The sequence below is a fragment of the Enterobacter sp. ZOR0014 genome, assembly GCF_000798855.1.
Taxonomy (GTDB): domain Bacteria; phylum Pseudomonadota; class Gammaproteobacteria; order Enterobacterales; family Enterobacteriaceae; genus Enterobacter; species Enterobacter kobei.
Map to the genome: position 1 here is coordinate 1 of NZ_JTLF01000329.1, position 13,953 is coordinate 13,953.

Genomic DNA, 13,953 nt, shown 5'->3' on the forward strand with positions numbered 1-13,953 from the left:
CCCCGAAAAAGGGCCAGTCAGTTGCTTAACTGACTGGCATTACAACGGAGGGAAGACGTTATGATCTGGCAGCCTTTTCGTGGTGACGCACCGAAAAACATGACGATTTTCAGTGCGTCCTTTCCCGACGTCAGCGACCAGTGGCCGATGAAAGACGATGCTGCCCGTGAAATCGCTGCGCTCGATCGGGCGCTGAAAGCCGAGCCAGCGCTTCGCCCTCCGCAGGTCGAATATCAGGAAGGGGGGCAGGCTGTGCTCGTCCCGCAGAACCGCTATTCCGAACAGGCCTTTCGCAACCGTCCGGCGCTTACCGCATGGCGCACCCGGCTGGTGCCCTCCGCGCTGGCGCTGTTTGTGGTGCAAAACCCGCTTGAGGATCGCCTGCCGGACGGCACAAAGATGGACAGCGACAGTCGCCAGTGGTTTATCCACGCGAACGATGCCATCGGCGTGCGCGCCCGCGCCCGGGTGCTTGCCGCGCTGGTGGAGAAGTACATTCACAATGAGAGTGAGAACAACTGGGTCAGCCTGGCAAGCGGCGCCGCCATTCCGGTGCTGGAGGCGCTGCGCGAAGCAAAGTTCGATGGTCAGCAGGTCTATCTCACGCTGGTGGATAAAGACCCCGTGGCGCTTAGCTGGGCCGAAACCATGGCGGCGCAGGAAGGCATTGTGGTGGGCGACCAGCTGACCCTGCTCAGGCGCAACCTGGTGCACACGCTGGTGCGTAACGAGGACCTGCTGCTGGAGCTGGGCGAGCATCAGGCCGAACTGGTCGACGCGCTGGGGATTTTTGAATACTTCAACGATGCCGACGCGGTGATTTTTCTCCAGCGCGCGCTGCGGCTGGTCAAGCCCGGCGGGGCGGTGATTGTCTCAAACATGCTGACCAGCAGCCCGCAGATTGACTTTGTGCTGCGCGGTATCGGCTGGGAGGATATCCACCCGAGGACGCTACAGCAGCTGCAGGATATTCACCTGGCGGCGGGCGTACCGGTGGAAAACGTCACCGTGGTCGTGCCGAAGGATGGGGTGTATGCGGTGATGGAGGTTAAAGCTTAGCACGGTCGGTTCCCTCTCCCTGAGGGAGAGGGTTAGGGTGAGGGGGGGACAGACCGCAAGGAGTGGCTTGAAATTGTTCGGTTTTCCAATCATGATCCCCCCATGAAAATCGAAACCGCACACTCCTCCCACTTCGAACGCCTTGTCGCGATCTGGGAATCCTCCGTTCGCGCCACCCATCACTTTTTACAGGAAAGCGATATTGCGGCGCTGCGTCCGCTATTGCTCAACGCGTATCTCCCCAACCTCAAGGTCGTGATAGCCCGCGATGACGCAGGCGTTATTCACGGCTTTTTAGGCGTGGATGAAAACCGCATTGAAATGTTGTTTGTGGATGATGCGAGCCGCGGGAAGGGTGTCGGGAAACTGCTGCTTAAACACGCCATCGCAGAGTTCGGCGCGAACGAAGTGGACGTGAATGAGCAGAATCCGCAGGGAGTCGCGTTTTATCGGCATATGGGATTTGAGCAGATCGGGCGCTCGGAACTTGACGGGCAGGGGAATGCGTTTCCGTTGCTGCATATGCGGTTGGCTAAGTAAATATTTACTTTACGCAGGAATCACACTTGTTAGATATGAAACGCAACGCGTTTTCCTGTTGGAAGTTCAACGTCAATACAAAGTTTCCCACCCATTGCCTCAATGTAGCGCTTAAGCGTGGCAATTTTTAGTTCATTTCCACGTTGCTCTATTTGTGTTACTGCGGGCTGGCTCACCCCCATTAGCTCGGCAACATTTTTTTGCGAAAGCCTGAGCTCTTCACGTAAAAGTTGCAAACCCGTTTCAAGGATCATTTCCTCTGCCATTTCTTTAATTCGTTGTTGGCTTTCCGGTGAGCGTGATGCAATTAATTCATTTAGGGTTTTCACTTGGCTGTCTCCAGGCTTGTCAGATGCCGGGTAAATTCATCATCTGCAATGCGAACAAAGCACGAATCGGACGGCCAGCATATTGAATACGTAACTCTTTCATATTGTTATATTGCGAGCCTTTTACAGTATCGGCATAGGGACGAGGAAGACGAGGTCCATAGTTTTGTAGATTTAGCATGTCTGCCAGTACCTTTTCCTGTAACCCTTCTTCCTGTTCAAGCAACCATAGCTCAAACACCTTTCCGAACAGTACCGTCCACATGCTCTCTTCCATGATAAGCTGTAGCTTATATACAGGGTATAAGCTGTAGTTAATAAATGCAATGGCTGTCATTGGCAACCAGGTAGCGAGTGGCAGAAGTATGACAAATACGGGGCATCTAAATGATTGTATTTGTGAGAAATTGCGAGGCGTCTTCCAGTGTTTTTTGAGTCATGCTGGCAAGGAAGGTAGGGGGGGCAGCATGACTATGGCTACTCTTTAGATTCTTTTTCCATTTACCAGCCACTTTCTTGCTGAACTTATAAGTAAGCCTTACATGTTGTTTTTATTCAGGCTTACCTTCTTCGTAAACGGCTTTAATATGCTCAGTAATGGCTTGAGGAGAGACTTGCTAGAGAGCCACAATGGCTGCTTGCGACAGCCAGAGCGTTTCATGTTCAAAGCGACATGTGATGCGAACCTTACCGTCCTCACTGGCAACATCACAAATTCACCAGCCGGAAATTAGATTACGTTTTTATCAACCATGTCGGCTCCGTCTTTTTAACGATTAACGCCAGAAACCGCCGCTAAGCCAGGTGGTTTGTATTTGATTTTGCGAGGTGCTTTCCAGGATGCTGAATTTGAATCGCGGCAAGAGCTTTCTCTATCTCACTGAGCTTCGCCTTCGTCCGTTTATAATCGTCCTGCAACCGCTGCTCCTGCTCGCTATACGCCACCAGAACGATGCACCCTTTCATCACCTTGACCGTGACCTGCTGTCCGGTATCAAAGCCTGCGGCACGCAGCCACTTGCCGGACAGAATGATATTGGGCGTGGATTTGTCGAAAACATTCGGGCGGTATCCCACAATTAACGAACGCTCGGTTCCGGATTGGTCGGTGTCTGGGGTAGAATGTGAATCAGCCATAATCAACTCCTTGATAGTTGGTGAGGTTAGGCGCTCCGGCTGTGTTCCCGCACATCGGGGCGTTGCAAGCACAGGAGGTTTAGGTGGCCTCCTATTTGTGTCAGAGTAAATGGATAGGTGGCCTCATGTCAATCATATCGCGCGAAAAAAAACCAAAAGGTGGTGGGCAGTCTCCGCAGTTTAAGATGCGTATTGATCCGGCATTAAAAGAACAATTGGATGCGGTGGCGGCTGAGGAAGGGGTGAGCCTCGCCAGCTGGTTGAAGGAGCTGGCGAGAGAAGCTTTAAAAAGAAAAGGAATCATTCCAAAAGGATAATTTTTGGGAGATATCACTTTTTAAGGTTTAAAAACTAATTTTTAGGCTTTGGTTTTCGTAATACATCTTTCATCTGTTTTAAGGTTTCTGTAATAATTGCGCTTGTATTAATCAAAATATTCCTCCCAGTATCTTCACCTACTCTTCGAGTTCCTATTCTGACATTATAATTCTCATTCGGTTCATTCCCATCTAGTATACATCTATATATTTCTTCCTTTTCAGAGGATAAGACTTGTCTAAGCTCCCCTTTTGTCTCAAACATTGCATTTAGACTTTCGATAACATTCATCTTCGCAAAGTCAATTCCATTTTTCTTTGCTATCTCGTGGAAAATATCTGTAGCATATTCATTCGCTAAAATTTCAATGTTAATCAAGCAGGTAAAAGGGAGTTTCAAGGGGTGTTGTACGTAATTTAATACAATTGCAAGTTGTCCATTGACATCACCATGATCAATTGACCAGTCGGTAACACATTCAGGATCTTGGATACTTCTATTAAGTGATGGGGTTATGATTTTTGCAATACTTTCAATTATCTGGGTAAAGCCTTGATCAAAGTTGTTGCGAAAATCAGCATACATTTTACCTCTGGCAAATATAGGCATAGTACAATCTTCAAGTAAAACGGGGAGCACAACAACTCTTTTTTCTTCAAGTTCTCTTAATAACCCTGAAGACAATTCTTTTTTACACCATTCTGAGGATGTAGATGCTTTTGACAGAATAACTAATAAAGCGCTTGCTCCATCCAATGCATCTTGTACTTTATCGAGAATAGTATCCCCTACAGACAATTCCCAACGATCTAACCAGATGTTTATGTTTCTATTGATAAGTTGTAGAGCTAACTTGTCAACAAATTCTTTATCTTGATGCGAATAACTTATGAAAATAGGCATTTATTCACTCCTTTCAAATGTAGGTGTTTGCCATGTTGATATTTTAATTTTACCCGCAAGTTCTGGTAAACTCTCTTTCAGAAGCTCAATAGTATCTTCACTTGTATAAATCCATTTAATATCATCAAATTCAAATGGTAGTTTATACCGAGCAATTCTAGAATTATATTTGTCTTTGTTTTTTTTATAGGCTGAGTAATTTACTGAAATTAAGTTTCCACCAATTTGTTTTTTTGATGGAACGAAGCGCCATTCATTTTCCTCATAAAATTTATAATCTTTTTTATTTGCCCAGCTATTAAATCCAACTGCATTTTTAGTGAAGCACTTTATTTTAATAATAGCTAGTCTCAATTTTGATGGGAGTTTATTAAGAGTGTTTCTCCTTGCTTCTAGCAAATCTTCAAGACCCGAAGAAGCAAAAGAATCGTTGTTCATATATATAACTGGATTCACTTGACTTCTTATGGCCCAGTCGCTTCTAAAAGCTATTCCGTACTGTCCATAACTTATTGTTCTACCTAATAATTCATCTTCTCTGAATTTACTAAATGAGACCATGGGATGGGCAGCGTTAGATGATATTCTTTTATTTTTATTTGAGAACTCTTCACCACAATACTTAACTAGGAGGCCTTTATCTTTCAGAATTGACTCTATGTTTTCATAACTACTTGTAAAGTGAACGAGCATGCGAGTTCCCTTAAAATGTCTTTAAAAATAAGTATGTATTATAGGGGAAAAAGAAATTAATAAATATCTTATATGAACAGTTGGCAGGATAAAGCAGCATTTTGCGCAGAAATGTAAAATTTTGGCGGAAGATCACAGGAGTCGAACCTGCCCGGGAACGCTGGCGTCCCCAACTGGATTTGAAGTCCAGCCACCTCACCGGAGATGACGATCTTCCGCGCCTGCATTGCTACATGGAGGCGGGGCGCATTATAGCTACTTTCAGGCATTTACCACATACCCCGACACACTTTTTTCACCTCTCTTTTGACCTGTACCCCCCTGTTTCAGTTAATTCTTAAGAAAATCCTCAGGTTAGCGTTTTGTGCTCTCCGACATTTACCGCGATCACAAAAAACAAGAAACGTAATCTGCTAACCAGAAAACGCAATACCCGCTCATGAAACAATGGTTTAAAACCAATGCAACCGGTCTCAGCGCCCCCTACAGCGTGAAGGATGAATAAAAGATGAGCGAAGTATTGTCAGTAAAAGAGAAGATTGGCTACGGCATGGGAGACGCCGCCAGCCACATCATTTTTGATAACGTCATGTTGTATATGATGTTTTTCTACACCGATATTTTCGGCATTCCCGCCGGGTTTGTCGGCACCATGTTCCTGCTCGCCCGTGCGCTGGATGCAATCTCCGACCCATGCATGGGGCTGATTGCCGACCGCACCCGCAGCCGCTGGGGCAAGTTCCGCCCGTGGATTTTGTTCGGCGCCATCCCGTTCGGCATCGTCTGCGTACTGGCCTACACCACGCCGGACCTCAGTCTCAACGGCAAAATGGTTTACGCCGCCGTTACCTATACGCTGCTGACCCTGCTCTACACCGTGGTTAACATCCCGTACTGCGCATTGGGCGGGGTGATCACCAACGACCCGACGCAGCGTATCTCCCTGCAATCCTGGCGCTTCGTGCTGGCGACGGCGGGCGGCATGCTCTCCACGGTGCTGATGATGCCGCTGGTGAACCTGATCGGCGGCGACGATAAAGCGTTCGGCTTCCAGGGCGGGATTGCCGTCCTGTCGGTGGTTGCTTTCCTGATGCTGGCGTTCTGCTTCTTCACCACCAAAGAGCGCATCCAGGTGCCGCCGAGCACCACCGCCATGCGGGAAGATCTGCGCGACATCTGGCGGAACGATCAGTGGCGCATCGTTGGCGTGCTGACCATCCTCAACATCCTCGCCGTCTGCGTGCGCGGCGGGGCGATGATGTACTACTGCACCTGGATCATGGGCTCGCCGGAAGTGTTCGTCGCGTTCCTCACCACCTACTGCGTCGGCAACCTGATCGGCTCCGCGCTGGCGAAACCGCTCACCGACTGGAAGTGTAAGGTCAGCATTTTCTGGTGGACCAACGCCGCGCTGGCCGTGGTGAGCGTAGCGATGTTCTTTGTGCCGATGCATGCCACCGTGGTGATGTTCGCCTTTATCTTCGTCATCGGCGTGCTGCACCAGTTGGTAACGCCGATCCAGTGGGTAATGATGTCCGATACCGTCGACTATGGCGAATGGACCAACGGCAAGCGTCTGACCGGGATTAGCTTTGCCGGTACGCTGTTCGTGCTGAAGCTTGGCCTGGCGCTGGGCGGGGCGATGATCGGCTGGATGCTGGCAGGCGGCGGCTACGACGCGGCAGCCAAAACCCAGAACAGCGCGACCATCAGCATCATTATCGGCCTGTTTACCCTTGCCCCGGCGGTCTGCTACGTGTTGAGCGCCATTATCGCCAAACGCTACTACACGCTGAAAACCCCCTTCCTGACCAAAATCCTGGGCGAGCTGGCGCAGGGTGCGCGCCGCAATCAGCAGGAGTTTGAAAACCTGCCGGTCAGCAAAGAATTGCAGAACTAAGAGGACGAAAGCATGAAAATCAGTGATGGAAACTGGCTTATTCAACCGGGTCTGAACGTGACGTATCCGGTTCAGGTGTTCGACGTGGAGCAGCAGGGCAATGACCTGGTGGTGTACGTTGCGCCGCGCGACGTGCGTGAGCGCACCTGGCAGCTCGACACGCTCATGTTCACGGTGCGCCTGTTTGCCCCGCAGGAGGGGATTGTCGGGGTGCGCATCGAGCACTTCCAGGGCGCGCTGGACAACGGCCCGCACTATCCGCTGAACGTGCTGAAAGACGTGAAGGTCGAGATTGAAAACAACGCGGAATTTGCCGAGCTGAAAAGCGGAAGCGTCAGCGTGCGCGTCACCAAAGGGGAATTCTGGGCGCTGGACTTCCTGCGCAACGGCCAGCGCATTACCGGCAGCCAGCTGAAAAACAACGGTTACGTGCAGGACACCAACACCGAACGCAACTACCTGTTTGAACGTCTCGACCTCGGCGTGGGCGAAACGGTCTACGGTCTGGGCGAGCGCTTCACCGCCCTGGTGCGCAACGGCCAGACGGTCGAAACGTGGAACCGCGACGGCGGCACCAGCACCGAGCAGTCCTACAAAAACATCCCGTTTTATCTGACCAACCGTGGCTACGGCGTGCTGGTGAATCACCCGGAAAACGTCTCGTTCGAAGTGGGTTCGGAGAAAGTCTCCAAAGTGCAGTTCAGCGTCGAAGGGGAATATCTCGAGTACTTCGTGATCGACGGCCCGACGCCAAAAGATGTGCTCAACCGCTATACGCGGTTCACCGGGCGTCCGGCGCTGCCGCCCGCGTGGTCGTTCGGCCTGTGGCTGACCACGTCGTTCACCACTAACTACGACGAAGCGACGGTTAACAGCTTTATCGACGGCATGGCCGAGCGCGATCTGCCGCTGCACGTCTTCCACTTCGACTGCTTCTGGATGAAGGCCTTCCAGTGGTGTGATTTTGAGTGGGACCCGGTGACCTTCCCGGATCCGGAAGGGATGATCCGCCGCCTGAAGGAGAAAGGGCTGAAGGTCTGCGTGTGGATTAACCCGTACATCGGCCAGAAGTCGCCGGTATTTCGCGAACTGAAAGAGAAGGGCTATCTGCTCAAGCGCCCGGACGGCTCCCTGTGGCAGTGGGACAAGTGGCAGCCGGGGCTGGCAATTTATGACTTCACTAACCCGGAAGCGTGCCGGTGGTATGCCGACAAGCTAAAAGGCCTGGTGGACATCGGCGTCGACTGCTTTAAGACCGACTTCGGCGAGCGCATCCCGACGGACGTGCAGTGGTTTGACGGATCCGATCCACAGAAGATGCATAACCATTACGCCTACATCTACAACGCGCTGGTGTGGAACGTGCTGAAAGAGACCGTGGGTGAGCAAGAGGCGGTGCTGTTTGCCCGCTCGGCGTCCGTGGGTGCGCAGCAGTTCCCGGTTCACTGGGGCGGCGACTGCTACGCCAACTATGAGTCGATGGCGGAAAGTCTGCGCGGCGGGCTGTCGATTGGCCTGTCCGGCTTTGGGTTCTGGAGCCACGATATCGGCGGATTTGAAAACACCGCCCCGGCGCACGTCTATAAGCGCTGGTGCGCGTTCGGGCTTTTATCCAGCCACAGCCGCCTGCACGGCAGTAAATCTTACCGCGTGCCGTGGGCGTATGATGACGAGTCCTGCGACGTGGTGCGCCACTTTACGCAGCTGAAGTGCCGGATGATGCCGTATCTGTACCGTCAGGCGGCGCTGGCGCGCGAGTGCGGTACGCCGATGCTGCGGGCGATGATGCTGGAGTTCCCGGACGATCCGGCGTGCGATTATCTTGACCGGCAGTACATGCTGGGGGATGCGGTGATGGTCGCGCCGGTGTTCTCAGAGGAGGGCGATGTACAGTTCTGGCTACCTGAAGGACGCTGGACGCACCTGTGGCATAACGACGAAATTCAGGGTAGCCGCTGGCATAAGCAACAGCACGACTTCCGCAGCCTGCCAGTCTATGTGCGCGATAACACCCTGCTGGCGCTGGGCAATAACAGCCAGAAACCAGACTATGCGTGGAACGAGGGCACGGCCTTCCAGCTGTTTAACCTGGAGGATGGCGCAACGGCGGTGAGTGAAGTGCCTGCGGCGGACGGCGCGGTGGCGTTTACGCTGAAAGCGTCACGAGAGGGCGATACCGTGACCCTGACCGGCGTGGGTGAGGCGCGAAACTGGTCGGTGTGCTTGCGCAACGTGCAGAAGGTGGGCGGCGTGAAAGGTGGTTCACATGCGGGAAGCGAGTGGGGCGTGGTGGTGAAAGCGGAGGGGAATGAGGTGGTGGTTCACCTCTGAGCAATAAAAATGCCCGGTGGCGCTTCGCTTACCGGGCCTACGGTAATTATGCGGTCTGATGCCCTCACCCTGACCCTCTCCCACAGGGAGAGGGAATAAAACCGCCACCCGGCTTATTTATTGCACGGGTGTTGAAACAATGCCACCCGTCATCGTCTGCTCTACCTGTTGTTTATCCATATTCACCGCGCTCAGCTTGCCGTTCACCGTTGGCTTCAGCGGCGCATTGGCCTGCACGCTGCCGCTGGCGGTGAGTTGAATATTGCCATCGCCCGTCACCGGTAGCGCTGGCCAGCCCCACTGCTGCAGCACGTTGAGCGGCACGCCGCGCCCGTTCAGGCTTACGGTGGTTTGCCGTTGCGGCAACTGCGAAACCGTCGCCGTCGCTTCCAGAATGCCTTTCTCGGTAAATGCGCTTAGGTCGGTAATGTTCACCGTGGCGGCGTTGGCATTCAACGCCAGCGACGGACGGCGCACGTCCACGCGGTTAAAGGTCGCCGCCGCGCCGTTCAGGGTTGCGCTGCCGCTCCACACGCCCCACTGGCGGTCTTTCACCAGCTGCAGGTTGGCACCGTAGCCATCCAGGGAGGTGATCTGCCACGGGAAGGCGGGATCGATGTCGATCACCAGGTTGCGGCTCAGGCCGAATTTTTGCAGCGTGACGCTGTTCAGCCATTCCGGTAGCGGCTCCATCCACAGCGTTTTCCAGTTCTGCGGCAGGGTGTACTCCAGACCGGCGATGGCGACATCGTCCAGCACCAGCGCTTTGCCGTCGCGCAGCCAGTTGCCGGAGGTGCGCACCATGCCGCCTTCCCAGCGGGAGGTAAACTGGCGCAGCGCCATACCCTGCGGGGAAAACTCTGCGTTCAGGATCGGGTCAAACAGATGCAGCGAGCCGTAGATAAACTCGCTGGCGTTCATGGACAAACGCCCGTCCTGACTTTGCCAGTCGCCTTTGCTTATCGTCAGGTTGCGCAGGCTTAAATCGAGATCGGTCACCGCCCAGTCCGGGCCCTGCAGCCGGGCGTCGGTGACCTCCAGACGGCCTATTTGCAGAGAAGGGATGGTGGCCAGCGGGGCAAAGAAGGCTGTCAGCGTGTTGTCGCTCTGCAGGCGGATCTCATTCAGACGCAGGGTGTCGATAACCCAGCTTCCGTCGGCGTTACGCAGGGCGGAGCCGGTGAGCGAACCGCGCGCCATATCGGCACCGATGGTGTTCAGCACCACCTCCTTGCCGTTAAGCTGGCCCTCAATTAACACGTTGGTGGCCGGGACGCCGTTGAGGGTCAGCGAGCCTGCGCTCATCTGTATCTGCGCATTTTTCCCCAGCACGTTGCCTGCTTCCGGCTGCCATGGGCTGACGCCGCCCGTCACCTTCTGCGCGCTCAGATCCCATTCGGTATTCGGGCTGTTAAAGGCCATATTGCTCAGTTGAAGACGATCGGCCTGCAAGGGCAGCGGTGCCGTCTGCGGCGAGAGGTTCAGCGTGCCATCGAAAAGGGTAATGGCATCCATATGCAGCGGATCGGTCACCTGACGGCTGCTCAGGCCGATATCAACTTTTTTGGCTACCAGCGTGGCAGGTTTACCGTCCCGCCCGAAGGTGACATTTTCCAGAATAAGATGGGAAGGCGACGAAAAGCGGTGATTCATCTTGTCGAAACTGAGTTCGTAATCGGTATTCACCGTCACCCAGCTGCTGACCTGAGCCGCGCCCCAGCGGGTCTGGAGCAGAATATAGAGCGCCAGTATCACAATGAGCAGGGCTACCAGAAGATAGACGAGCAGCTTTCCAATAAATTTCATGGTCTTCCATCCCGCAAACGTACATAAGGGAGTTATGCACGATTTATGCGCAATCCTCAAGGCGGGAATGGTGTAAATAGATGTCACGGCAGGCATTGACTGCCTGCCGTGAAGGGGATCAGTTCTTTTCAGGCGGGAAAACGAGGTTCAGCACAATAGCGGTGATACCGCCCGCGGCGATGCCGGAAGAGAGCAGGTTTTTCACCCAGTCAGGGGCAAACTGCAGGATCAGCGGCTGCTGAGAAACGCCCAGACCCACGGCCAGCGACAGCGCGATAATCATGATCGCCCGGCGGTTCAGCGGTTCGCGGGAGACGATACGCACCCCGGACGCTGCGATAGTCCCGAACATCACCAGCGTTGCGCCACCCAGCACTGGCTCAGGAATGTGCTGCACAAAGCCGCTCACTGCCGGGAACAGGCCAAGGACGATCAGCATCAGCGCCACCACAAAACCCACGTAGCGGCTGGCGACGCCGGTCAGCTGGATCACGCCGTTGTTCTGGCCGAAGCAGGAGTTCGGGAAGGTATTGAATACCGCAGAAACAAACGAGTTCAGGCCGTTCGCCAGCACACCGCCTTTCAGGCGCTTCATGTACAGCGGGCCGGACACCGGCTGCTCGGAGACGTCGGAGGTAGCGGTGATATCGCCGATGGTCTCCAGAGAGGTGATCATAAAGACCAGCATCAGCGGCAGAAGCAGACCCCAGTCAATGCCCAGACCGTAGTACAGCGGCGTGGGGACGGTGATCAGCGCGCTGTTGGTCGGTGCGGTGTTCTCCGGCAACATGCCCAGCGCCCACGCCAGCAGATAACCGGCTGCCATGGCGATCACCAGCGAAGCCACGCGCAGGTAAGGGTTACGCTGGCGGTTCAGCAGAATAATGATCGCCAGCACGACGCCCGCCAGCAGCAGGTTTTTCGGCGCGCCGAAGGTATGGTCGCTCATTGCGGCATAGCCGCCGCCGATGGAGGTGAGGCCGACTTGAATTAGCGACAGGCCGATAATCATCACCACCACGCCGGAGACCAGCGGGGTAATGACGCGGCGCGCCAGATGCAGCACACGGGAGATGACCATCTCCGTGCAGCTTGCCAGCATCAGGGTGCCGAACAGCGCCGCCATCATGGTCGGGACATCCGCACCGCCGGTTTTCAGGGCTGTGCCGCCCATGATCAGCGGCGCCACGAAGTTAAAGCTGGTACCCTGGATCGACAATAATCCCGACCCCACCGGACCCCACGCTTTAATTTGAATAATTGAGGCCACGCCAGAGGCGAAGAGGGACATACTGATGATGTGCTGCGTATCCTGCGCCGGTAAACCGAGCGCCTGGCAGATCAGCAGCGCCGGGGTGATCACCGCGACAAACATCGCCAGAAGATGCTGGCAGGCCGCGAAAAGCGTCTGAGGCAGTGGCGGGCGATCTTCAAGGCGGTAAATCAGTTCGCTATTTTGCTTCTGCGCAATCGGTTGCGCATCAGGCGACTCTATGGTGTTAACGGACATCGGCGGCAATCCCACGGTGGAAAAGCGGGCATTTTATCTGACCACCTGGTAAAAGCAAACGATTGCCAGCAAAAAAAGGGAAGAAAATCTGCCGTTGTGAGCAGGTTTTCTACAACCCGTCGGGAAAAAAAATTACACTTTTTGCGCCGGTGGCTCATGAAGAGCGCAAACCGGCCAGGATAACGCCGCGTGTGTATGGAACACGCGCATAACAGGAGCCTTTTATGATTCATCTCGATACGTTGTCGACCCTTGTTGCCGCAACGCTGGTTCTGCTGCTTGGTCGCAAGCTGGTACACAGTGTTTCCTTTCTGAAAAAGTACACCATTCCTGAACCTGTCGCCGGTGGTTTGCTGGTGGCGCTGGCCCTGCTGGTACTGAAAAAAAGCATGGGCTGGGAAATTGATTTTGATATGTCCCTGAAAGATCCGCTGATGCTGGCCTTCTTTGCCACCATCGGCCTGAACGCCAACCTGGCGAGCCTGCGCTCTGGCGGTAAGGTGCTCGGCGTATTTCTGATTGTCGTGGTGGGACTGCTGCTGCTGCAAAACGCCATTGGCATCGGCATGGCGACGCTGCTGGGGCTGGATCCGCTGATGGGTCTGCTGGCGGGTTCGATTACCCTGTCAGGCGGCCATGGTACTGGAGCCGCGTGGAGTAAGCTGTTTATCGAGCGTTACGGCTTTGAAAACGCAACGGAAGTGGCGATGGCCTGCGCAACCTTTGGTCTGGTGCTGGGTGGCCTGATTGGCGGCCCGGTGGCCCGTTATCTCGTTAAACATTCCACCACGCCGAATGGCAGACCGGACGATGAAATGGTGCCCACCGCGTTTGAAAAGCCGGATGTCGGGCGCAGCATCACCTCGCTGGTACTGATTGAAACCATCGCGATGATTGCCATCTGCCTGACCGTGGGCAAAGTGGTTGCGCAATGGCTGGCGGGTACAGCGTTTGAACTTCCGACCTTTGTCTGCGTGTTGTTTATCGGGGTCATTCTGAGCAACGGTCTGGCGCTGATGGGCTTCTACCGCGTGTTTGAACGTGCGGTATCGGTGCTCGGTAACGTCTGTCTGTCGCTGTTCCTGGCGATGGCGCTGATGAGCCTCAAACTGTGGGAGCTGGCCTCGCTGGCGCTGCCGATGGTGGCGATTCTGGCGGTGCAGGCACTGTTTATGGCGCTGTACGCCATGTTTGTGACCTGGCGCCTGATGGGGAAAAACTACGATGCAGCGGTGCTGGCAGCGGGTCACTGCGGGTTTGGTCTGGGGGCAACCCCAACGGCTATTGCCAACATGCAGGCGATCACCGAACGGTTTGGGCCATCGCACATGGCGTTTCTGGTGGTGCCGATGGTCGGGGCGTTCTTTATTGATATCGTCAACGCGCTGGTGATTAAGCTGTACCTGATGCTGCCGATGTTTGCCTGA

General features: G+C 54.2%; 12 protein-coding genes, 1 tRNA gene and 2 pseudogenes. 6 read left to right on the forward strand and 9 right to left on the reverse strand.

Translation table 11 applies throughout. The features are described from left to right. Positions 1 to 60: 60 nt before the first annotated feature. Positions 61 to 1,059 (forward strand): class I SAM-dependent methyltransferase, encoded by a 999-nt coding sequence (locus tag L977_RS18675; RefSeq protein ID WP_047626537.1) that lies wholly within the window; start codon positions 61 to 63, stop codon positions 1,057 to 1,059. 102 nt (positions 1,060 to 1,161) lie between these two features. Then, positions 1,162 to 1,599, forward strand: a complete 438-nt coding sequence (locus L977_RS18680) for an acetyltransferase (protein ID WP_047626538.1) — start codon at positions 1,162 to 1,164, stop codon at positions 1,597 to 1,599. A gap of 29 nt (positions 1,600 to 1,628) precedes the next feature. On the opposite strand, the gene L977_RS18685 is transcribed toward L977_RS18680, so the two are convergent. From L977_RS18685 to L977_RS18695, 4 genes and pseudogenes are all read right to left on the reverse strand, one after another. Further along, positions 1,629 to 1,928 carry a helix-turn-helix domain-containing protein gene (locus tag L977_RS18685; protein ID WP_032635284.1) on the reverse strand — a complete coding sequence of 100 codons (300 nt, stop codon included), beginning with the start codon at positions 1,926 to 1,928 and terminating at the stop codon, positions 1,629 to 1,631. A 49-nt stretch (positions 1,929 to 1,977) separates the two neighbouring features. Further along, positions 1,978 to 2,193 (reverse strand): annotated as a pseudogene (locus L977_RS18690) (type II toxin-antitoxin system RelE/ParE family toxin); the annotation flags it as partial. Between the two features lie 263 nt (positions 2,194 to 2,456). Next, positions 2,457 to 2,637, reverse strand: a pseudogene (locus L977_RS25080) (hydroxyacid dehydrogenase); the annotation flags it as partial. Positions 2,638 to 2,723: 86 nt separating this feature from the next. Further along, the gene (locus tag L977_RS18695) at positions 2,724 to 3,065 is read right to left on the reverse strand and encodes a SymE family type I addiction module toxin (RefSeq protein WP_047626539.1); all 342 of its coding nucleotides are present in this window, start codon (positions 3,063 to 3,065) and stop codon (positions 2,724 to 2,726) included. A 125-nt stretch (positions 3,066 to 3,190) separates the two neighbouring features. On the opposite strand from L977_RS18695, the gene L977_RS18700 reads away from it, so the two are divergent. Next, positions 3,191 to 3,382 (forward strand): toxin-antitoxin system HicB family antitoxin, encoded by a 192-nt coding sequence (locus L977_RS18700; protein ID WP_047626561.1) that lies wholly within the window; start codon positions 3,191 to 3,193, stop codon positions 3,380 to 3,382. A gap of 34 nt (positions 3,383 to 3,416) precedes the next feature. Here L977_RS18700 and L977_RS23330 read toward each other — a convergent pair whose 3' ends face one another. The 3 genes from L977_RS23330 to L977_RS18715 form a co-directional block, all read right to left on the reverse strand. Further along, positions 3,417 to 4,286: a toll/interleukin-1 receptor domain-containing protein gene (locus tag L977_RS23330; protein ID WP_052192655.1), complete on the reverse strand. Its 870-nt coding sequence runs from the start codon at positions 4,284 to 4,286 to the stop codon at positions 3,417 to 3,419. Further along, positions 4,287 to 4,979: an abortive infection system antitoxin AbiGi family protein gene (locus L977_RS18710; RefSeq protein WP_047626541.1), complete on the reverse strand. Its 693-nt coding sequence runs from the start codon at positions 4,977 to 4,979 to the stop codon at positions 4,287 to 4,289. Positions 4,980 to 5,101: 122 nt separating this feature from the next. After that, a tRNA-Sec gene (locus L977_RS18715) sits at positions 5,102 to 5,196 on the reverse strand. 291 nt (positions 5,197 to 5,487) lie between these two features. Between L977_RS18715 and L977_RS18720 the strand changes: the two genes are divergently transcribed. Both L977_RS18720 and yicI read left to right on the forward strand, forming a co-directional pair. Further along, the gene (locus tag L977_RS18720; RefSeq protein ID WP_047626543.1) at positions 5,488 to 6,879 is read left to right on the forward strand and encodes a glycoside-pentoside-hexuronide family transporter; all 1,392 of its coding nucleotides are present in this window, start codon (positions 5,488 to 5,490) and stop codon (positions 6,877 to 6,879) included. Between the two features lie 12 nt (positions 6,880 to 6,891). Next, positions 6,892 to 9,210, forward strand: a complete 2,319-nt coding sequence (gene yicI, locus L977_RS18725; RefSeq protein WP_047626544.1) for an alpha-xylosidase — start codon at positions 6,892 to 6,894, stop codon at positions 9,208 to 9,210. Between the two features lie 117 nt (positions 9,211 to 9,327). Here yicI and L977_RS18730 read toward each other — a convergent pair whose 3' ends face one another. Next, positions 9,328 to 11,016 (reverse strand): AsmA family protein, encoded by a 1,689-nt coding sequence (locus L977_RS18730; protein ID WP_047626546.1) that lies wholly within the window; start codon positions 11,014 to 11,016, stop codon positions 9,328 to 9,330. A 118-nt stretch (positions 11,017 to 11,134) separates the two neighbouring features. Next, positions 11,135 to 12,526 (reverse strand): xanthine/proton symporter XanP, encoded by a 1,392-nt coding sequence (gene xanP, locus L977_RS18735; RefSeq protein WP_014881972.1) that lies wholly within the window; start codon positions 12,524 to 12,526, stop codon positions 11,135 to 11,137. Between the two features lie 224 nt (positions 12,527 to 12,750). Here xanP and gltS point away from each other — a divergent pair, with 224 nt between their 5' ends. Continuing rightward, the gene (gene gltS, locus L977_RS18740) at positions 12,751 to 13,953 is read left to right on the forward strand and encodes a sodium/glutamate symporter (RefSeq protein ID WP_047626548.1); all 1,203 of its coding nucleotides are present in this window, start codon (positions 12,751 to 12,753) and stop codon (positions 13,951 to 13,953) included.